The following is a 20,371-nucleotide window of genomic DNA, read 5'->3' as shown; positions in this document are numbered from 1 at the left end:
TCTTCAGAAAAAGAAGGATATCGGCGACACGATCAGTTGCAGCAGGCTGCCTGCCAGGTACATCACCGGCGCCATCCACCAGGTGTAAATCACCTTGAGCAGCACCAGCGCCATCACGATGAAAAAACCGTACGGCTCGATCTGTGCAAATTTATACGCATATCGGTTCGGCAGCAAACTGGTCAGTATGCGGCCGCCGTCGAGCGGTGGAATCGGGAACAGGTTGAACGCGAACATGACAAGATTGGTCAGTACACCGGCCTTGGCCATGAGCATGAAGAATTCTTCTTCGACGCCGCCGATGGCCAGCGCGTAAATCATCAGCGTCCAGATCAGCGCCATCAGGAAATTGGCGGCCGGGCCGGCCAGCGCCACCCAGGCCATGTCGCGCTTTGGCTTGCGCAGCTTGCCGAAGTCCAGCGGCACCGGTTTGGCGTAGCCGAACAGGAAAGCGCCGCTGGTGGCGAAATACAGCAGCACCGGGATGACGATGGTGCCGAAGGGATCAATGTGCTTGAGGGGATTGAGGCTCATGCGCCCCATCATGTACGCGGTATTGTCGCCGAAGTACTTGGCTGCGAAGGCATGTGCTGCCTCGTGCAGAGTAATCGCGAACAGTACCGGGAGCGCATACACTGCGACAGTCTGGATAAGATCATTCATGGGTGCGAATTTTAGCAGAGGGACACGGACGGTCCGGGAGAATATCGACCGTCTTCCAACGGAAAGCGCGCCGATCGCGAGATGATATTATCAAAAAGACAATTCATTCCATGCAAAACGATATAAACCGCCTAAAACGAAAACGGACCGCAACATGGCGGCCCGCTCCTGAGGGAATTAATTTCCAGGGAGGAATTACAAACCGAACGGCGTGGCGTCGCCCCGTCCCTGCCTGACCAACACCGGTTCGTTGTCGTCGCTGAGGTCGATCACGGTGGTCGGCTCCAGGCTGCAGGCGCCGCTGTCGATGACCAGTTCGATCTGTTTTTCGAGGCGTTCACGGATTTCCTCGGCGTCGGTCAACGCATCTTCCTGATCGGGAAGGATCAGCGTGGTGCCGATCAGCGGCTCGCCCAGTTCGGCCAGCAAGGCGTGGGCGATCTGGTTTTCCGGCACGCGCAGGCCGATGGTCTTGCGCGAGGGATGGCTCAACCGGCGCGGCACCTCCTTGGTGGCTTCCAGAATGAAGGTGTACGGCCCCGGCGTGGCAGCCTTGAGCAAACGGTATTGGCGATTGTCTACCTTGGCGTATTGCGCGATTTCGCTGAGGTCGCGGCACAGCAGGGTCAGATGGTGCTTCTCGTCGACGCCGCGGATGCGGCGCAGGCGTTCCACCGCGTCCTTGTTGTCGAGCTGGCATACCAGCGCGTAACAGGAATCGGTCGGCAAAGCCACGATGCCGCCGCCATGGATGATCTGTGCGGCCTGCTTGACCAGGCGCAGCTGCGGGTTGTCGGGATGGATCTGGAAAAACTGACTCATGGGTCCTTCAAATTAGACGAATCAACTGTATGTCAAAAGGCAAAAACGGCGGTTGTGACGCCGCCGTTTTGTGCCGTCACCTACTTAGCGCTGGCCGCGCAGCGCAGCGATGCGTTGCTCCATCGGCGGGTGCGTCGAAAACAATTCCATGAAACCCGGCTTGTCGCTGATGCCCATCGCCGCCATCGATTGCGGCAAGCCGGCGGAGGAAATGCCGCCCAACCGCGCCAGCGCGTTGATCATCGGTTGCGGACCGCCAAGCAATTTGGCGGAACCGGCGTCGGCGCGGAATTCGCGGTGGCGCGAGAACCAGGCCACGATCATCGAGGCGCCGATGCCGAACACGATCTGGCACACCATGACGGTGACCATATAGCCGATGCCGGGACCGGAGTCGTCATTGCTGCGGCGCAGCGCCGAGTCGACGAAGTACCCGACCACGCGCGACAGGAACACCACGAAGGTATTCACCACACCTTGGATCAGCGTCATCGTCACCATGTCGCCGTTGGCGATGTGGGCGACTTCGTGGCCGAGCACTGCTTCGACTTCTTCCTTGGTCATGCCTTGCAGTAAACCGGTCGAGACCGCCACCAAGGCAGAATCCTTGAACGCGCCGGTGGCGAAGGCGTTCGGTTCACCTTCATAGACGGCCACTTCAGGCATGCCGATGCCGGCGCGCTGGGCCAGCTTGCTGACGGTGTTGACCAGCCAGACTTCAGTCGAATTGACCGGCGTGTCGATCACGCGCGCACCGGTGCTCCACTTCGCCATGGTCTTGCTCATCAGCAGCGAAATGATCGAACCGGTAAAACCGACCACGATTGAAAACACCAGCAGCATCGGCAAGTTCAGGCCGGAACGCGTCAGGAATTTGTCCACGCCGAGCAGCGACAAGATCACGCTCATCACCACCAGCACGGCAATATTGGTCGCGAGGAAGAGGAATATGCGTTTCATCCGGAAAACTCCTATCAGGAAAGTGGTTATTAGATAGGAACAATTGGGGAGAAATCAAGAGACTTGTACGCGCCCGGCATACGGTGCGGGCGCAGGGCTTACAAGTCCCAGTCGTGCCAGACCGGCGTCAGGCCCGAAGGTAGCGGCGGCAAGGCGCCCAGATCGACGCGCGATTCTCCCGGACCATGAAAATCCGAGCCGATCGAGGCCAGGAAGCCGAAACGCTTGGCCACGCGGGCATATTCCTCGTACTGATCGGGTGTGTGGCTGCCGGTGGTGACTTCGATGGCGGCGCCGCCGTGTTGCTTGAACTCATCGAACAAGGCGCCGAATTCGAGCTCGCTGTACTGGTAACGGCCCGGATGGGCGATCACCGCTACACCGCCGGCGCCGCGGATCCAGTCGACCGATTCCTTGAGCGACGCCCAGCGATGCGGCACGTAACCCGGTTTGCCTTCGCACAGGTAGTTGCGGAACACTTCCTTGGTATCGGCGCAGCGGCCGGTTTCGACGATGTAACGGGCGAAATGGGTACGCGACATCAGGTCGGGATTGCCGACGTGTTTTAACGCGCCGTCGAAAGCGTCGGGGATGCCGGCGACTTCGAGTTCGGCGGCAATGTCGCGCGCACGCCGCTCGCGACCGTTGCGTGTGGCAGCCAGCCCCTCCACCAGCGCGGTGTTGGTTTCATCGATGCGCAGCCCGACGATATGCACGGTCTGGCCGGCCCAGGTCACCGAAATCTCGACGCCCGGGATGTAACGCAGGTCGAGCTCTTGCGCCGCCTTGCGTGCGAGGGCGATGCCGCTGATTTCGTCATGGTCGGTCAGCGCCCAGACGTCGACGCCGTTGGCCTTGGCGCGCGCAGCCACATCCGCCGGCGGCAGCAAGCCGTCGGAGACGTTGGAGTGGCAGTGCAGATCGACGTTGAGCATGACGGGCGAGACCTCGGAAAGGGAGAAAAAGATGTCCCCATTGTACGCCGCCTGCGCCGTCTCTGCTGCACGTGCACACGCGGCGGCCTTGCTGCGCCGGGCTTATTCCGCAAGGAAACGCTCGATTGCCGCAGCCAGCAATTCGGGCTGGTCGTGATGCAGCATGTGACCGGCGTCTGGAATGATTTCCGTGCGCACGTTCGGGATGAAGGCGATGCGGCGGTCGATCTCGGCGCGCATCAGCGTGTTGTCGCCGAACCATCGCCAGATGTCGGTTTCCGCCGCTTCCACCCACAACACCGGAGCGCTGATCCGGGCCCAGCAGGCGGTCACTTCGTCGACGCGATACAGCAGCGGATTGGTGTTCTTGTGCGCGGGGTCGCCGAGGATTTCCCAGTTGCCCTCATCGTTCTGCCCGGCCCAATGCGCAGCCAGGAACACCGCGCGTTCGCGGCTCAGGCGCGGATTGGTTTTTTGCAGGCGGGCGATGACGCCGTCGAGCGAGGGATAGGAACGCATCTCCGGCTTTTCCAGCAACTCGTCGAGCCACTTGGCGAAACGTCCGGGCGCATCTTCCGGCTTGGTGCCGGGCAGGCCGAAACCCTCCAGGTTGACCAGTTTGGCGATGCGCTGCGGACGTACGCCAGCGTACAGGCCGACGACATTTCCTCCGAGGCTGTGACCGAGCAGGTTGACCGCCTCGTTGGGGGAGTAATGCAGCAGCAACGCGTCGAGATCAGCGAGGTAATCGGGGTACCAGTAGGTGTCGGCCTGCGGCCGTTCGGTCAGGCCGAAGCCACGCCAGTCGGGCGCGATGACGTGCCATTCCTTTTGCAGGCAATCGACCATGAACTGGAAGGACGCCGAGATATCCATCCAGCCATGCACCATGAACAGCTTGGGCGCTTGCGGGTCGCCCCAGTGGCGAACGTGGTACCGCAGGCCGCGGATGTCGAGGTATTCGGAACGGGATGGCTTCATGGATGGAGATCGAGGGCTATCGGAAAGCCTCACAGTATAAGCCTCCCCGCCTTCGCCTGCCCTGCCGCACCTTGTGTTCTTGTGCCTCCCGGCGCACCTATTGCAGGTAGCGCCCCAGGTCGAACGAGGATTTCAGGCCGAGCATGTGGAAGTTCTTTTCCAGCCAGCGCCCCGCTGCCTGCCGCCCTTCGTCGTGAAGTCCATGGATGAACGAGGTCTTGGTGTTGAGTTTGCTCATGACGTCGAGCTGGCTCATGAGGTCGTTGGCCTCCACCAGGTGCATGTTGAGCTTGCGCAGGCGGCGCTCCAGCGTGCCGAAGGCGAACATGGCGTTCTCCGCTTCGCGCTTGGCCAGCGCCAGACCGCCGAGTTCGGTGAAGAAGGCCGAGCTGAAACTGATTTCGCTCAGGCGCTGGCCGATTTCCTGCGTCGAAGTCGGCGTGCCGGGCCGGCTGCACGGATGCAGCAAGACCACCAGCAAATCGCGCGCGGAACACAGGTGCAGCAAGGGAAAGATCGGCGGATTGGCGGTCAGGCCGCCATCCCAATAGGTTTCGCCATCGATTTCCACCGGCCGGTGCATCGACGGCAGGCAGGCCGAGGCAAGCAAGGCGTCCACGGTCAGATCACGATTGCGGAAAATTTTCAACGTGCCGGTGCTGACCCGGGTCGCTGCGATGAACAGCTTGATGTCGCCGGTGCTGCGCAGGCGCTCGAAATCGACCTGTTCTTCAAGGATGTCGCGCAGCGGATTGATGTCGAGCGGATTGAGCTGGGTCGGCGAAAAGAAACGCGTCATCGCCAGTAAGGCATGCATCGCCGCCGGCGTGCTCTGGTTCAGCAGGCTGGAGCCGCCGGGCAGCATTTCCGGTGGCAGGAAACTGAACGGCTCCTTGGTGGCAATACGCCCCCAGAATGCCGCCAGGGCTGCGCGCGCGCCTTCACGTCCGCCCAGGTTGTAGCCGTGCGCCAGCACCGTGGCGTTCATGGCGCCGGCGCTGGCGCCGCTGATGCCTTCGAAGGCGATGCGTTCGTCTTCCAGCAAGCGGTCCAGCACACCCCAGGTAAATGCGCCGTGCGAGCCGCCGCCTTGTAACGCCAGTGTCACGATCTTGTTTTGCATGCTGTTCCTTGATAAACCTTCATGCTGCCTGTCACGATCAGGTCTTGTCCTCATGTTATAACATGGCGGTATTGATTAATCCGAGCGAAAGAAAAATGAAATCCATCTGTGTATATTGCGGCTCCTCCGTCGGCGCCTCTGAAGTCTACGCACAAGGCGCGCGCGCGCTGGCGCAGCAAATGGTCAAGGACAACATTGCCCTGGTTTACGGCGGCGGCAACGTCGGGCTGATGGGCGTGATTGCAACGGAAGTGATGCGTCTCGGCGGCGAAGCCACCGGCGTCATTCCAAAAGCGTTGCTGGACAAGGAACTGGGCCACAACGGCCTGACCCGCCTGCACATCGTCAAGGACATGCACGAACGCAAGGCCATGATGGCGGAATTGTCGGACGGTTTTGTTGCCATGCCGGGCGGCATGGGTACTCTGGAAGAATTGTTTGAAGTGCTGACCTGGGCGCAGCTGGGCTTCCACTACAAGCCGATCGGGCTGCTCAACGTCGATGGCTTTTACGACAACCTGATCGCCTTCATCGAACATCTGGTGTCGCAGCGGTTCCTGACGGCCGAGCAATCCTTGCTGATGATGCATGATGCCGATCCGGCCAGCCTAGTCCAGCGCTTCAAGACGTACAAGCCGAGCTACACCAACAAGTGGGCCGACCACAAAGCTGCGGACAAACTGCTGCCGTAAACGTCACGCCATGCCGGTAGCAACCGGCATGGCTTCCTCACATCAAGAATTCAGCGCCTGCCTGAAGTCGTCGACCAGATCGGCGGTATCTTCCAGGCCGATGGACACGCGAATCAGCGATTCGGCGATGCCCATCGCTGCACGACGCTCCTGTCCCATTTCAAAGAAGATCGTGTGTGCCACCGGGATCACCAGCGTGCGCGTGTCGCCCAGGTTGCTCGACGCCACCGCCAGTTGCAGGCGGTTCAGGTAGTCGAAGCAGTCGATGCCATCCTTCAGTTCAAAGCTCAGCAAGCTGCCGTAGGAACGGAACAGTTCGGTGGCCAATGCGTATTGCGGATGGGATGGCAGGCCCGGGTAGTACACCGCCGCCACGCGCGGATCGGCGTCGAGCATCTGCGCCACAGCCAGCGCGTTGGCGCACTCACGATCCTGGCGCAGCGCAATGGTTTCAGCGCCGACGGCAATGTGATGCGCCGCTTCGGGTCCGAGCGAAGCGCCGAAATCGCGCAAGGCCTTGGCGCGGATCTGCGCCATGCCCCACTGAGGCTGTGGATTCTTTTTGTAGTTGTCGGCGATGTGCGGATAACGCGACCAGTCGTATAAACCCGTGTCGGTCAGCGCGCCGCCCAGCGCGTTGCCGTGGCCGCCGATCGACTTGGTCAGTGAATTGACCACCAGTCCGGCGTTGACCGCCTTGGGTTGGAACAGATAGGGAGACGTCATCGTGTTGTCGACGATGTACAGGATGCCGCGTTCGCGGCACAGCTCGCCGATACGCTTGAGGTCGGCGATCTGGGTGCGCGGATTGGCGATGGTTTCGACGAAGACGATGCGCGTCTGCGGCGTCAGTGCGGCCTCCACCAGCTTGACGTCGGTGGCGTCCACCATCGACACGCGCGCACCTTGTGCATGCACCGTCATCCACATGCTGTTGGTATTGCCGAACAAGAAAGCCGACGACACCACGTGGTCGCCTTCGCGCAGCAGCCCCTGGATCACGGCGCCGATGGCGGCCATGCCTGTGGCGAAGCAGATCGTCGAGAGACCGCCTTCCATCCTGGTAACCTTGTCTTCCAGCGCCGACACGGTCGGATTGCCCTGGCGACCGTAGCGATAGCCCGATTGCTTGCCCTGGAATACTTCGGCCAACTGGCGCGCATCCTTGTAGCCGAAGGCGACCGAGGTGTGGATGGGCTTGTGCAGGGAACCATGCTCGATGTCCTTTTGACGATCGCTGTGCAAAATGGTGGTGGTGAAACCGTAGCTCTTCTTGTCGTTCATAGATGTGGAGGTATGAGGCGGTAAATCGTCGGAGAACAGTGATGATAAGCCAGTTCCGCGACGGCCGCAGCATTGCGGTTGCGCCAATGATAAACGCCGGACGCCATAGCGGCGGTCCGGCGTTGATCTTGTCCGACGACGGGGGAAATCAGTCCACGCGCGCCAGATTCAGGTTCAGTTGCGAACGGACAGCATCTTCCAAAGCCGGTTTCGGATTCTTGCGGGCGAACTCGATACGATCGAGGTAGTCGCGCGAGATGTCGCCGGTGATGTAGTTGCCGTCGAAGCACGATGCTTCGAAATTGCGCAATGCCGGATTGATGTCGGAGATCGAACGCTTCAGGTCTTCCACGTCCTGGTACACCAGCGCGTCGGCAGTGATTTCGCGGCAGACTTCTTCGTCGGTGCGGCCGTAGGCGATCAGTTCGTCGCGCGTCGGCATGTCGATGCCGTAGACGTTCGGGAACTTGACCGGCGGCGCCGCCGAAGCGAAGATCACCCGCTTGGCGCCGGCTTCACGCGCCATTTGCACGATCTCGCGGCTGGTCGTGCCACGCACGATCGAATCATCGACCAGCAGCACGCTCTTGCCCTTGAATTCGGAACCGATGGCGTTGAGCTTCTGGCGTACCGACTTCTTGCGCAGGCCCTGGCCCGGCATGATGAAGGTGCGGCCGATGTAGCGGTTCTTGATGAAGCCTTCGCGATAGTCGAGGTTCAGCTTGAGCGCCAGTTCCATCGCAGCAGGACGCGACGAATCGGGGATCGGCATGACGACGTCGATTTCGCCGCTGGCGATTTCACGACGGACCTTCTCGGCCAGGTATTCACCCATCTTCAGGCGGCTGGCGTAGACCGAAGCGCCGTCGATGACGGAGTCAGGACGGGCCAGGTAGACGAATTCGAATGCGCACGGATTCAGCGTCGGATTGTCAGCGCATTGCTGGTTGTACAGCTTGCCGTCGTTGTCGATGAAGATTGCTTCACCGGGCATCACATCGCGCAGGAAGCGGAAACCGAGGCCTTCCAGCGCCACGGATTCGCTCGCCAGCATGTATTCGGAACCCTTGTCGGTTTCGTTGAAACCCAGGCACATCGGACGGATGCCGTACGGATCGCGGAAGCCCAGCAGGCCGTAACCGGCGATCTGCGCCACCACGGCGTAGGAGCCGCGCACGCGCTTGTGGACCATCGCAACAGCCTTGAACACGGCAGCCGGATCGAGCGAGTAGCCGGTCGTGGCCTGCTGCAATTCATGCGCAAACACGTTGACCAGCACTTCGGTGTCGGAATCGGTGTTGAGGTGGCGGCGGTCGTTCTTGAACATCTCGACCTTGAGCTGCTCGGTGTTGGTCAGGTTGCCGTTATGCACCAGGATGATGCCGAACGGCGCATTGACGTAGAACGGCTGCGCTTCCTCTTCGCTGGAGCTGCCGGCGGTCGGATAGCGCACCTGGCCGAGGCCGGTGTTGCCCGGCAGCGAACGCATATTGCGGGTACGGAACACATCGCGCACCAGACCGTTGGCCTTGTGCATCGAAAAACCGTTTGCGTGGTTGGTTGCGATACCCGCTGCATCCTGACCGCGATGCTGCAGAAGCAGCAGGGCATCATAGAGCAACTGGTTGACTGGACTATGGGAAACGACGCCGACAATGCCACACATGGTGGACTCCTAAGCAAAAACAAACGAAGAAACGAAACCAACAAACAAAACAAAATCAAAAATGGACGTGCTGTGCGAACTGCCCCGGCAAATACGGTTTGGCGGTCTCGGCGGCGGTTTCCGCCAGCGAACTGAAACGCGCCTCTTTCCAGAATGGCTGCTGCGGAATCGACGTCGTACCGCATAACAACACCACCGCCAGCACGATCACCGCGCCGCGCGCCAAGCCGAATACCGCGCCCAGACTGCGATCGATCAGCGACAGGCCGCTCGCCTTGACCACTTCCGACATCGCCCTGGTCACCAGCCCCATCAACAGGCGTGTACCGATGAACAACACGATGAATCCCACAATCAATCTCGTCGACTCGCCCGGAATCACGTCAGGCAACATCTGCGCCAATGCTTCACCATAGGCGTTGGCGACGACTAATGCAATTATCCAGCTGGCCAGCGACAACACTTCGCGCACCAGACCGCGCAACATGCTGATGACCACCGAACAGGCCAGCACCAGCAAGACCAGGTAATCGAAGATCGTCACGACGACAAACCCGGCGAAGAATTAAACGATGAAGCGGGCAACAACACAGGCAACATGAGCAATATGCGACCGGATGCCATCAAATTCAAGCCGGCACGACCGTGGCGTTCAGGCCAAGCTTGTTGATCTTGGCGCGCATCTTGTCGGCTTCGTCGCGGCTGGCAAACGGGCCGACGCGGATGCGCGTGCGGTCGCCCGATTGCGTCGCCACTTTTTGCGTGTACGACTTGATGCCTGCACCGTTGAGCTTGCCGCGCAGTTCATCAATTTTTTCCTGCGTCGCCAACGCAGCTACCTGGATCACGAACTTGCCGCCTGCAGCGGGCGTCGGCGCGGGTTTCTTGTCGGCGGCGGCAGGCTTGCCCTCCAGGATCGCCAGCGCGCGCGCAGCGTCATCAGGCTTGTCCGCAGCCTTCGGCTTGCCGGCTTCCTTCACGTCCTTCTTGTGATCGTCTTTGTGTTCGGCTGGTTTGGCGGCGGCCTTGCTGTCTTTAACGTCGGCTTTAGAATCAGCTTTAACTTCAGCTTTAACTTCAGGCTTGGCAGCCGGCTTTTCAATGGGCTTCTCCACCACGACCGGCGGCGTCGGGGTTGCCGGTTTGGCGACTTGCGCCAGCGGAGCATTGGCCGGACCGGACGGCATTGCCGACGCGCCTGGCGCAATCGCCGGCTTTTCGACGCCGGCGTTCATGGTGGCGGGGTCGACGAATTCTTCTTTCGGCTCAGCAGCGGCCTTGGACTTGTCGGCCGCAGCCGACGAAGCAACGGTATCCTTGGCGGCATCTTTGCCGTCCTTGGAAGGTATCTGAATGGCAATATCGTCAGCCAGCGGGCGCGGCTCGGAATCGAGGATCATCGGCAACACGATCACCACCGCCAGCACCAGCGCCACTGCGCCGATCAGTCGACGGCGTGCGCGTTTCTTTTCGGGCAGAACCGGATCGACAGACTCGTCTTTGCCGGCCTTACCGGACTTGCGTGCGTTTCCGGCACTACGGCCGCCGCGACTATTTTGCGCCGCCGGGTCGCCTCCTGCGGAACGCGAGAGGAATTCGCCCTGGCCGGAAGCAGATTCCTGCTTGTTTTTACGAAAAAACGAGAACAAGCCCATGCTGATTTAAGTTAGGTAGTCTGAAAAATGCGTAGGTGCAACAAATACCGAAGATCGCTGAACATGCAGCGCAAACGGCGCGAACTCAGTGCTGGAAATCAATGCAATTCCGGCTTGCGTGCTTTCATGACACCGCCTACGGTCAGGAAGGATCCGAAAACCACAATTCTATCATTCTCGGTAGCCCGGCTTTGCGCATTTGCGAATGCAGCAGCAGGCGATTCGAAGGTTTCTATGGTGCAGGCCGCGTCGGGCTTGAATTCCGGCTCGACGCCCGCTTCCAGCAATTTGTCCTTCAATTGCTGCGCCGTAGCAGCGCGCGGCAGGGGCAGGTCCGTGACGCACCAGTGATCGATCTTGCCCTTGAGTTGGCTGATCACGCCTTCGATGTCCTTGTCGAGCATCGAACCGAACACGGCATAGGTGTACGGATGGAAGCCCATGTTGTCGAGGTTTTGCGCCAGCGTGGCGGCGGCATGCGGATTGTGGGCGACGTCGAGGACCACCAGCGGCTGTCCCGGCAAGACCTGGAAACGCCCAGGCAACTCAACCGTGGCCAGCCCGGTGCGCACTTCCTGGGCGCCGATGGGCAAGACGTCGCGCAAGGCTTCCAGCGCGGCCAGTGCAGCGGAAGCATTCAACAACTGGTTGGCGCCGCGCAGGCTCGGATAGGCCAGCGAATTGCGGCGTTGCGCACGGCCGCCGTAGGCCCACTGCTGCTTGTCGCCCTGGTAGTTGAAGTCGCGCCCCATCAGCCAGAGGTCGGCGCCGATCGCTTCGGCGTGCTTGATCAGCGACTGCGGCGGCATCGGATCGCCGCAGATGGCGGTCTTGCCGGCGCGGAAAATGCCGGCTTTCTCGAAGCCGATCTCCTCCCGCGTGGTACCGAGGTATTCGGTGTGGTCAATGTCGATGCTGGTGACGATGCCGACGTCAGCGTCGATCACGTTGACCGCGTCCAGACGCCCGCCCAGGCCCACTTCAAGGATGACGACGTCCATCTTTGCATCGGCCAGCAGCTTCATGATCGCCAGCGTGGTGAACTCGAAATAGGTCAGCGAAATGTCGCCGCGTTTTTCTTCCACCGCCTCGAATGCCGCAATCAGCGCAGCGTCGGATGCAGGGATGCCCTCGACCCGGGCCCGCTCGTTGAAATGCAGGAAATGCGGCTTGATGTACAAACCCACGCGATAGCCCGCGCGCATCAGGATCGATTCCAGCATGGCGCAGGTGGAACCCTTGCCGTTGGTGCCGGCCACGGTGATCACGGGACAATCAAAACGGATGTCGAGCTGCTCCTTGACCTTGCCGACGCGCTCCAGGCCCATATCGATGGACTTGGTGTGACGGGTTTCAAGAAGGGTCAGCCATTCGGCCAGGGTGGAAGGTTTTGCTTGCGCTTGCATGGATGAGCCTGCGGTGTATCTGATATGAAGCTGAAATGAGCCTGAGATGGAGCTGAACCGACTCTGCGCCGCCGAGGACGCAATGATCGACTTAAAAGCAAAAACCCGAACTTGCGTTGAATGACGACAAGTTCGGGTCTGTCTGCAGCGTCGCGATCAGGAAACGGTTTCGGCCGCCTGATTTTGCAGCAGCGCCAGCAGGCGTGCGATTTCTTCGCGCATCTTGCGGCGGTCGACGATCATGTCGATGGCGCCCTTGGTCACCAGGAACTCCGAACGCTGGAAGCCTTCCGGCAGCTTTTCACGCACAGTGTTCTCGATCACGCGCGGACCGGCAAAGCCGATCAATGCCTTCGGTTCGGCCATCACGACGTCGCCCATGAAGGCGAACGATGCCGACACGCCACCCATGGTTGGGTCGGTCAGCACGCTGATGAACGGCAATTTCTTTTCGGATAGCTTGGTCAGCATGGAAGTGGTCTTGGCCATTTGCATCAATGACAACAAGCCTTCCTGCATGCGCGCGCCGCCGGTGGCGGTAATGCAGATGAACGGTACCTTTTGCTCCAGCGCCATTTGCGCGCCGCGGGTGAAACGCTCTCCGACCACGGAGCCCATGGAACCGCCCATGAATTCGAACTCGAAGCAGGCAACCACGACCGGCAAAGTCATGATGGCGCCGCCCATGACGATCATGGCATCGGTTTCGCCGGTGGATTCCAGCGCGTCTTTCAGACGGTCAGGATATTTCTTGCTGTCTTTGAATTTCAGCGTGTCGACCGGCAGGGTCTCCTGGCCGATTTCATAACGGCCGCCTTCGTCGAGCAGCGAATCCAGGCGCGCACGGGCGCGGATGCGCATGTGGTGGCTGCACTTGGGGCAAACGTGGAGATTGGATTCCAGATCGGTACGATAGAGTACCGCTTCGCAGGACGGGCACTTGACCCATAAACCTTCGGGTATCGACTTCCGGCTTGCGGAATCGCTACGTTGAATTTGAGGCGGGAGTAATTTCTCTAGCCAGCTCATAGAAACCTCATTTAATTTCCGGTGGCGCATTGTACCAGAGGCCAACGCGCACAGCCGTGGATCGTGTTTTGTTTGCTTTTCTGCAAGTTTCCACTCACAGAAAGCCCTGCAGCAGCCCGTGCCGGATCAGGCGTCGAGCGCCTTGCGGATGTCCGCCACGAAGGCTTGCACCGCTTCGGTTGCGCGCTCGCGCGGCGTATTTTCCAGTTCCTGGATGATGCGGCTGCCGATGACAACGGCGTCAGCCACCTCGCTCACCGCTTTGGCCGTGGCGCCGTCGCGGATGCCGAAACCGACGCCGATCGGTAGTTTGACGTACTTGCGGATAGCTGCAATGCGCGCCGCTACTTCCACGGTGTCGATGTTGCCGGCGCCGGTCACGCCCTTGAGCGAGACGTAATAGCAGAAGCCGCTGCTGACCTTGGCGACCTGCATGATGCGTTCCTCGGTCGAGGTCGGCGCCAGCAGGAAGATCGGATCGAGGCCCTGCGCCTGCATCTTTTGCGAAAACTCTTCGCACTCTTCGGGCGGATAGTCCACCACGATGGTGCCGTCCACGCCCGCTTCTTTCGCCGCGGCAATGAAGGCATCCACGCCGAAATGCTCGATCGGGTTGGCATAGCCCATCAGCACCACCGGCGTGGTGGTGTTGGTCCGGCGAAACTCGCGCACGTAACCCAGCACGTCGCGCGTGCTGACGTTGAATTTCAGGGCGCGCTCGCAGGCGCGCTGGATGACCGGACCCTCTGCCATAGGATCGGAAAACGGCACCCCGAGTTCAAGAATATCGACGCCGCCGGCGACCAGCGCGTGCAGCAGCGGCACGGTCAGGTCCGGGGCCGGATCGCCGGCGGTGATGAAGGTGACCAGCGCCTTCTTGTTGGCGGCCGCCAGCGCGGAGAAAGTGGATTGGATACGGGACATGGTATTGGAATGTGTTGTTTCGTCGATTCGGCCAGCACGGTTTTATTTTTGCGCCGTGCGAGCAACGGATTGAGGCTTCGTTGCTCGCATGCGGCTGGCGCCTTTTAATGCTGAGAAATTTTGAGACTGCTTAACCCTGGCGCTGCTGGACCGTATGCATGTCCTTGTCGCCGCGGCCGGACAGGTTCGCCAGCACGATCTTGTCTTTCGGCAAGGTCGCCGCCAGCTTGGCTGCATAGGCCAGCGCATGGCTCGATTCCAGCGCAGGAATGATGCCTTCGATGCGGCAGCAGGTGTTGAAAGCCGCCAGCGCCTCGTCGTCGGTGATGCATTCATAGCTGGCGCGGCCGCTGTCTTTCAACCAGGAATGTTCCGGGCCGACGCCGGGATAATCAAGGCCGGCCGAAACCGAATGGGTCTCGATGATCTGGCCGTTCTCATCCTGCAGCAGATAGGTGCGGTTGCCATGCAGCACGCCGGGCGAACCCCGCGTCAGCGAAGCCGAATGGCGGCCGCTGTCGAGGCCGTCGCCGGCGGCTTCTACGCCGACCAGCTTGACGTCCTGGTAATCGATGTAGGGATAGAAAATCCCCATCGCATTGGAGCCGCCGCCCACGGCAGCCACCACATAGTCCGGCTGACGGCTGGCGATCTCCGGCATTTGCACGATACATTCGTTGCCGATCACCGACTGGAAGTCGCGCACCATCATCGGATACGGATGCGGGCCCGCCACGGTGCCGATGATGTAGAACGTGCTTTCGACGTTGGTGACCCAGTCGCGCATCGCTTCGTTGAGTGCGTCCTTGAGCGTCTTGGAACCGGATTCGACCGGCACCACTGTCGCGCCCAGCAAATTCATGCGGTAGACGTTCTGCAACTGACGTTTGACGTCTTCGCTGCCCATGTAGACGATGCATTCCATGCCGAAACGCGCGCAGATCGTCGCGGTCGCCACGCCGTGCTGGCCGGCGCCGGTTTCGGCGATGATGCGCTTCTTGCCCATGCGCTTGGCCAGCAAGGCCTGACCGATGACGTTGTTGATCTTGTGGGCGCCGGTGTGGTTGAGATCTTCGCGTTTGAAATAGATCTGCGCGCCGCCGGCCAGTTCGGACCAGCGCTTGGCGTGGTAGACCGGGCTCGGACGGCCGACGAAGTGCTTCAGTTCGGTATGGAATTCGGCCAGAAACTGTTCGTCGTGCTGGTAATGCGCATAGGCGTCGCGCAATTCGTTCAGGGCGTGCGTCAGGGTTTCCGAGACGAAACTGCCGCCGTACTGGCCGAAATGGCCGCGCGCGTCGGGCAGGTTGTAGGGTGCAGTCTGGTGCAAGGCTGCGGCGGCAGTGGTACCAACGGGCTGGCGCTCGGAAAAACTCCCGAGCGGGTTCAATTCTTTCATTTCAATTCCTCTGCTGTTCGATGCGGGATGAGACGGCAATCGCTCAGATGTTGTCCGCTTGGCGCACCGCTTCGATGAAAGCGGCGATCTTGGCGGCATCCTTGATGCCTTTGGCTTGTTCGACACCACTGCTGATGTCGACGGCGTGCGGGCGCACGCGCTGCACCGCGTCAGTCGCGTTTTGTACGCTCAAGCCACCACTTAAAACGACCCGAGGCGCGAGTTCTTCTGGAATGAGAGACCAATCGAAAACCTTTCCGCTGCCGCCGTATTGTTCGACCAGGGTGTCGAGCAAGAGTCCCGTGAAATAGGGACTGGCGGAACGATAATCCTGTTCGTATTTTATCAAATCCGCGAGCGTGGTCGAGCTTCCGATGCGCGCTGCACGAATGAATGGCCGTTTTACCGCAGCGGCAATGGCGGCGCACTGCTCCGGCGTTTCATCCCCATGGAATTGCAACAGCGACAACGGCGCCTGCTGCAGGACGGCGGCGACCTCCTCCACCGAGGCGTTGACGAACAGGCCCACGGTCGAGACGAACGGCGGCGCCGTGAAGATCAGTTGCGCAGCGGCATCGGCCGTGACGTAGCGCGGGCTCTTGGCGTAAAACACGAAGCCGATCGCATCGGCGCCGGCCGCAACGGCGGCGGCAACGTCTTCAACGCGGGTCAAGCCGCAAATCTTGATTCTGGTCCTGGACATGATGGCTAAATGAGAGCGGCGGTGAAGGATAACAAGACGTCTAGTCTAACCGATCGGGCCCGCCGGCTACAGCCAGGGCCAGACGGCGGCTTCCTGTGGCAGTTGCCAGCGTGAGGGATAGTCCACTTTGGCGAGATACAGGCCGTCCGGCATAAAAGTCGGCGCCGCGCAGCCACGATCTTTTTGCGCCAGCACCTCGGCGATCCATTGCGGTTGCTGCCTGCCGTTGCCGACATAAATCAGCGAACCGACGATGTTGCGCACCATGTGATGCAAAAAGGCATTGGCCTTGAGCGTGAAGACGATCATGTCGCCGTGGCGGCGCACCTGCAGCGACTCCATCGTGCGCACCGGCGACTTGGCCTGGCACTCCACCGCACGAAAACTCGAAAAATCATGCATGCCCACCAGGTAATCCGCACCTTGCTGCATCAGGCCGACGTCGAGCGGACGGAAGGTCCAGCCAGCCTTGCCCGCCAGCAGCGGCGAACGTACCGGATGGTTGTACAGGACATAGTGATAAGTACGTGCGGTAGCGCTGAAACGGGCATGAAAGCCGTCTTCGCGTTCCCCCGGGTTGCCTGCGGAGCCTTCTTCCAACGGCACTTCGCAGGCCCAGCGCACGGCAATCGACGGCGGCAGGAAGGCATTCACGCCACGCACCCACGAAGCTGTTTCGCGGGCAATGGCGGTGTCGAAATGCACCACTTGTTCCAGCGCGTGCACGCCGGAATCGGTGCGCCCCGCGCAGGTGGTGTCGATGTCGGTCAGCGTGAATTTCCTGAGTGCGGTTTCCAGCTTGTCCTGTACGGTGAGCCCGTGCGGCTGGGTCTGCCAGCCCTGCCAGGAGTTGCCGTCGTACTGGATGCCGAGCACTTTGCGATGCAAAGTGGACGATGTGGACGATGGACGCGATTGCGCCGTGGCGGCAGGGTCTTCGGCGGAAAAAAGTGTTTCGGTCACAGCAGTCGGCAAGTTGGGGCAGTCGCTTTGCAGCGTTCTGCCTGGGTCGATCGATTTATAACGGATTCAACAGCTTAACAAATGCAAACGGGCGTCGCTGCCGACGCCCGTCTCGTCCGTTTCCGGACATCCGGCTTGTCAGGTTCAGGACAGCTTGGACAACATGTCGCGGGCGCGCGCGATCTGGGCGTCATTGCCGCCGCGGATGACTTCCTCGAGCAATTCGCGGGCGCCTTCCTTGTCGCCGATTTCCTGGTAGGCCGCAGCCAGGTCCAGCTTGGTCGACATTTCGGCGGTGAATGCGGATTCGTCGTCTTCCAGCACATCGACCGGCTTCGGGGTTTCTGGCGGAGGCAAATCCAGGTCGATATCATTGAGTACAGGAGCGGCCGGTGCAGGCTTCTCCTCTTCCTCCGACTTGACGCCGCTGTCAAGCTCGAGGTCGAAATCGATCTTGCTGCCAATGTCGGCCGGCGGCGTTGTGCCCGGCTGGATTTCGGCGCCCTTGAAGTCGTCCAGGTCGAATTCCAGGCCCTGGTCGGGCTCCGGCTCGGCTGGCGCCGGTTCTTCCGCAGGCGCGATCTCTTCTTCGATAACGGCTCCGTACAACGGATTGGTCGGGTCCAGCACGATGCCCAGGGCTGCGGCTTTCTCCCACTCCTCGCCGCTGCCGCCGGTGCCGGCGTGCATTTCCTTGGCAACGTCATTGAAGGCGTCGACGTCCTGGCGCTTCGCATAGATTTCCAGCAGCTTGTTGCGGATCGCCTGGCGATTCGGATCGGATTTCAGCGCCAGTTGCAGGATGTCTTCAGCCTGCTCTTCGCGGCCGAAGGAAATGTACATGTCGGCTTCTTCGATCCGATCGACGGCGTCGATTTCCGGCTCTTCGACGACTGGCGCCGCCACCGGCTCTTCAACAATCGCAACAGGTTCGGGAACGGGCTCTTCCGCTTCCGGAATGGCGGCAGCTGCCGCTACTGCTGCGGCTTCAACTGCAGGTGGCGTTTCCTTGGGCGCCGGTGCCGGCTCATCCTCCTGTTCGGGATCACTTGCTGCGGCTGCGGCAGCCTTTTTCTTGTTGTTGCGCACGCGTACTACACCCCACGCCGCCAGCAAGGCGACCAGTGCGCCGGCGCCCGGCAACACGAAAGGATTGTCTTGAATGCGGTCAAAGAAACTGGCGGTGGCAACCGGGCCCGGGACCACGGCGATTTTGGGCTTTGCTGCGGCCGGAGCGGCTGCAGGAGCGGGAGCCGCTTCCGGCTTGGCAGGTTCTGGCGTTGGCGTTGGTGCCGGTGTTGCTTCAGCCGGCTTGGCTTCGGCCGGCTTTTCTTCCGGTTTGGCCTCCGGCTTCACTTCCGCAGCTGCAGGTGCTGCAGCCGGAGTTTCCGGCTTGGCGGCGGCGGCCTTCTGCTGCTCGCTCATTTCGGCCAGCGTCTTGTTCTTGATTTCCAGCAGCTTCTGCAGATCGCTGACGTTTTTCTCCAGCGCCTTGACGCGGTCGTTGGCTTCGGCGATCGCCTTGTCTGCGGCGATCTTGTCTTCGGCTGCAGCTTTTTCAGCGGCGGCGCGGTCTTTCGCTCCCGCGCCGGCCTTGGATAATTGCAAGCGGTCGCGGGCTTCGTTGCTGGAAGATTTTTCTTCCACACGTGCGGTCACTTTGCCGCCGCCGCTTTGCTTGGCGTCGTTGGCTTTGCGGGCCGGACCGCTGGCGACCTGGCCTGCCAACTTGTTGCGGTAAGCGTTGAAATCCTGTGCCTGCGCCACCACGGTGGTGCGCGCTTCGCCCTTGTCGACCGCACCGGCAGCTGCGGCATCAGGCACCGACAGCACGCGGCCTGCGCGCAGGCGGTTGATGTTGTCACCGATGAAGGCGTCGGGATTGGCACGGTACAGCGCGATCAGCATCTGATCCAGCGACACGGTGTTGTCCCTGGTGCGATTGGCGATGTCCGCCAGCGTGTCGCCTTCCTTGACGCGATAAGTCTTATCGCCGGCCTTACCTTCAGGCTTGGCTGCTGCAGTCGCTGCAGCGCCCTTGCCGCGCTTGCCGCCAGCAGCAGGAACGCCTTCTTCGGACTTGGCGTCGGTATTGGGGGCAGCAGGCTGTGGTGCGGTTTTGGCAGCCACTGCCGCAGGCACCGGCGCGTTGGTCAGGCCGGCCTGCTCGCTGCTCCGGCCGTTGCGGATGAGTTCTTCAGCCAGCGGCGACGGTGCGGATTTGGTGACGATGCTCGACACCGGCTCGTCGTCGCTGTTATTCGCGGCGGCGGACGATGTCGAAGCGGCGGGTGCGGCGGCAGGAGCCGCCGGTGCGGCCGCCGCAGGTTTTGCGGCTGGCGTGGCAGTAGTGGCAGCGGCGGCGGCAGGCTTGGCGACAGCCGGCGCTGCTGCGGACGGCGTTGCCGGCGCGGATTGCGCAGCCTGAGGCTTGCGCATGTCAGGCGGATCGAGCAAGAAGGTGTACTCGCGTACCAGGCGCGTACCACCGCCGCTCAACTCCAGCAACAGATCGACGAAGGGCTCGTTGAGCGCCTGCGCAGAACTGATGCGAATCAGTTGCCGGCCCTGGCGCTGTTCGACGGAAAAACGCAGCGACGACAAGACCGGATTGAAATCGATGTTGGCCTTGCGGAAAGCGTCGGCCGATGCCAATCGGGCCACCAGCGAGCCTTCTTCCTCTTTCGATACTGAAGTCAACTCGATTTCCGCGCGCAGCGGCTGGCCCAGCGCCGACAATACGGTCAGCTTGCCGAGCCCGGCGGCGTGCGCTCCCATCGGCAGGATGACTGCCAAGGTGACGGCAGCGCTCAGTTTTTTCAGGCGGGACAGCGGAAACTTGTTATCAGTATGTAGAGGCATGTTTGTATGGTGAGGTAGACGTTCCGTTAAAGAAGGCCTGAAGACCAAAGTTCATTTCATCAATGACAAGTAAAAATTCGATAAGCCAACAAAAGCCGTCCAACTTGCCATTAAGCAATGGATTTGACCAGCCCTGTCGTTACTACCGGTTTATTGACGTGGATGAGATAAATTCTGATTTTCAACATATCATCAAGAACTTAGGCCTGCAAGTGTAACCAAGTTCTCAAGATGGTCAAAACCCGTCAGCATTCCGGGGAAGGAATGTTTGACGGGTTAGCGTTGCAAATTGACAACGGAACGA

General features: G+C 60.7%; 18 protein-coding genes. 1 reads left to right on the top strand and 17 read right to left on the bottom strand.

The window, feature by feature from the left end; translation table 11 throughout:
- Nucleotides 1–3: 3 nt before the first annotated feature.
- The 6 genes from ACIROY_RS10965 to ACIROY_RS10940 all read right to left on the bottom strand — a co-directional run bounded on the left by ACIROY_RS10965 (nucleotide 4) and on the right by ACIROY_RS10940 (nucleotide 5,484).
- The gene (locus ACIROY_RS10965; RefSeq protein WP_029363271.1) at nucleotides 4–663 is read right to left on the bottom strand and encodes a site-2 protease family protein; all 660 of its coding nucleotides are present in this window, start codon (nucleotides 661–663) and stop codon (nucleotides 4–6) included.
- A gap of 195 nt (nucleotides 664–858) precedes the next feature.
- Nucleotides 859–1,485 carry an L-threonylcarbamoyladenylate synthase gene (locus tag ACIROY_RS10960; protein ID WP_402273280.1) on the bottom strand — a complete coding sequence of 209 codons (627 nt, stop codon included), beginning with the start codon at nucleotides 1,483–1,485 and terminating at the stop codon, nucleotides 859–861.
- Between the two features lie 84 nt (nucleotides 1,486–1,569).
- Nucleotides 1,570–2,445 carry a protease HtpX gene (gene htpX, locus ACIROY_RS10955; RefSeq protein WP_402273282.1) on the bottom strand — a complete coding sequence of 292 codons (876 nt, stop codon included), beginning with the start codon at nucleotides 2,443–2,445 and terminating at the stop codon, nucleotides 1,570–1,572.
- 98 nt (nucleotides 2,446–2,543) lie between these two features.
- Entirely contained in the window at nucleotides 2,544–3,380 is an 837-nt protein-coding gene (locus ACIROY_RS10950) for a 3',5'-nucleoside bisphosphate phosphatase (protein ID WP_402273284.1), read from the bottom strand.
- A gap of 102 nt (nucleotides 3,381–3,482) precedes the next feature.
- On the bottom strand, nucleotides 3,483–4,361 hold the full coding sequence (locus ACIROY_RS10945; protein WP_402273287.1) for an alpha/beta fold hydrolase: 879 nt from the start codon (nucleotides 4,359–4,361) through the stop codon (nucleotides 3,483–3,485).
- 97 nt (nucleotides 4,362–4,458) lie between these two features.
- The gene (locus ACIROY_RS10940; RefSeq protein WP_402273289.1) at nucleotides 4,459–5,484 is read right to left on the bottom strand and encodes a patatin-like phospholipase family protein; all 1,026 of its coding nucleotides are present in this window, start codon (nucleotides 5,482–5,484) and stop codon (nucleotides 4,459–4,461) included.
- A 95-nt stretch (nucleotides 5,485–5,579) separates the two neighbouring features.
- On the opposite strand from ACIROY_RS10940, the gene ACIROY_RS10935 reads away from it, so the two are divergent.
- Complete coding sequence (locus ACIROY_RS10935; protein ID WP_053196649.1) at nucleotides 5,580–6,176, top strand: TIGR00730 family Rossman fold protein; 597 nt, start codon at nucleotides 5,580–5,582, stop codon at nucleotides 6,174–6,176.
- Between the two features lie 42 nt (nucleotides 6,177–6,218).
- Here the strand turns inward: ACIROY_RS10935 and ACIROY_RS10930 are convergent, their stop codons facing one another.
- The 11 genes from ACIROY_RS10930 to ACIROY_RS10880 form a co-directional block, all read right to left on the bottom strand.
- Nucleotides 6,219–7,460, bottom strand: coding sequence for a cystathionine gamma-synthase family protein (locus ACIROY_RS10930; protein ID WP_402341566.1), 1,242 nt, complete (start codon nucleotides 7,458–7,460; stop codon nucleotides 6,219–6,221).
- Between the two features lie 148 nt (nucleotides 7,461–7,608).
- Nucleotides 7,609–9,126 carry an amidophosphoribosyltransferase gene (gene purF, locus ACIROY_RS10925; RefSeq protein WP_402273297.1) on the bottom strand — a complete coding sequence of 506 codons (1,518 nt, stop codon included), beginning with the start codon at nucleotides 9,124–9,126 and terminating at the stop codon, nucleotides 7,609–7,611.
- A 55-nt stretch (nucleotides 9,127–9,181) separates the two neighbouring features.
- Nucleotides 9,182–9,670 (bottom strand): CvpA family protein, encoded by a 489-nt coding sequence (locus ACIROY_RS10920; protein WP_116433616.1) that lies wholly within the window; start codon nucleotides 9,668–9,670, stop codon nucleotides 9,182–9,184.
- A gap of 85 nt (nucleotides 9,671–9,755) precedes the next feature.
- On the bottom strand, nucleotides 9,756–10,781 hold the full coding sequence (locus ACIROY_RS10915; protein WP_402341565.1) for an SPOR domain-containing protein: 1,026 nt from the start codon (nucleotides 10,779–10,781) through the stop codon (nucleotides 9,756–9,758).
- Between the two features lie 98 nt (nucleotides 10,782–10,879).
- Nucleotides 10,880–12,187: a bifunctional tetrahydrofolate synthase/dihydrofolate synthase gene (folC, locus tag ACIROY_RS10910; protein ID WP_402341564.1), complete on the bottom strand. Its 1,308-nt coding sequence runs from the start codon at nucleotides 12,185–12,187 to the stop codon at nucleotides 10,880–10,882.
- 156 nt (nucleotides 12,188–12,343) lie between these two features.
- The gene (gene accD / locus ACIROY_RS10905; RefSeq protein ID WP_053196637.1) at nucleotides 12,344–13,216 is read right to left on the bottom strand and encodes an acetyl-CoA carboxylase, carboxyltransferase subunit beta; all 873 of its coding nucleotides are present in this window, start codon (nucleotides 13,214–13,216) and stop codon (nucleotides 12,344–12,346) included.
- A 126-nt stretch (nucleotides 13,217–13,342) separates the two neighbouring features.
- Entirely contained in the window at nucleotides 13,343–14,140 is a 798-nt protein-coding gene (gene trpA, locus ACIROY_RS10900; protein WP_402273307.1) for a tryptophan synthase subunit alpha, read from the bottom strand.
- A gap of 130 nt (nucleotides 14,141–14,270) precedes the next feature.
- Nucleotides 14,271–15,539 carry a tryptophan synthase subunit beta gene (trpB, locus tag ACIROY_RS10895; protein ID WP_402273309.1) on the bottom strand — a complete coding sequence of 423 codons (1,269 nt, stop codon included), beginning with the start codon at nucleotides 15,537–15,539 and terminating at the stop codon, nucleotides 14,271–14,273.
- 43 nt (nucleotides 15,540–15,582) lie between these two features.
- Nucleotides 15,583–16,245, bottom strand: coding sequence for a phosphoribosylanthranilate isomerase (locus tag ACIROY_RS10890; protein WP_402342008.1), 663 nt, complete (start codon nucleotides 16,243–16,245; stop codon nucleotides 15,583–15,585).
- A 63-nt stretch (nucleotides 16,246–16,308) separates the two neighbouring features.
- Entirely contained in the window at nucleotides 16,309–17,130 is an 822-nt protein-coding gene (gene truA / locus ACIROY_RS10885) for a tRNA pseudouridine(38-40) synthase TruA (protein WP_402342006.1), read from the bottom strand.
- A 219-nt stretch (nucleotides 17,131–17,349) separates the two neighbouring features.
- On the bottom strand, nucleotides 17,350–20,067 hold the full coding sequence (locus ACIROY_RS10880) for a FimV/HubP family polar landmark protein (RefSeq protein WP_402341561.1): 2,718 nt from the start codon (nucleotides 20,065–20,067) through the stop codon (nucleotides 17,350–17,352).
- Nucleotides 20,068–20,371: the final 304 nt, after the last annotated feature.

This window comes from Herbaspirillum sp. NPDC101396, assembly GCF_044767365.1.
Lineage (GTDB): Bacteria > Pseudomonadota > Gammaproteobacteria > Burkholderiales > Burkholderiaceae_D > Herbaspirillum.
Note: the sequence above shows the minus strand (reverse complement) of the source record. Positions and strands in the feature narration are given on the sequence as shown.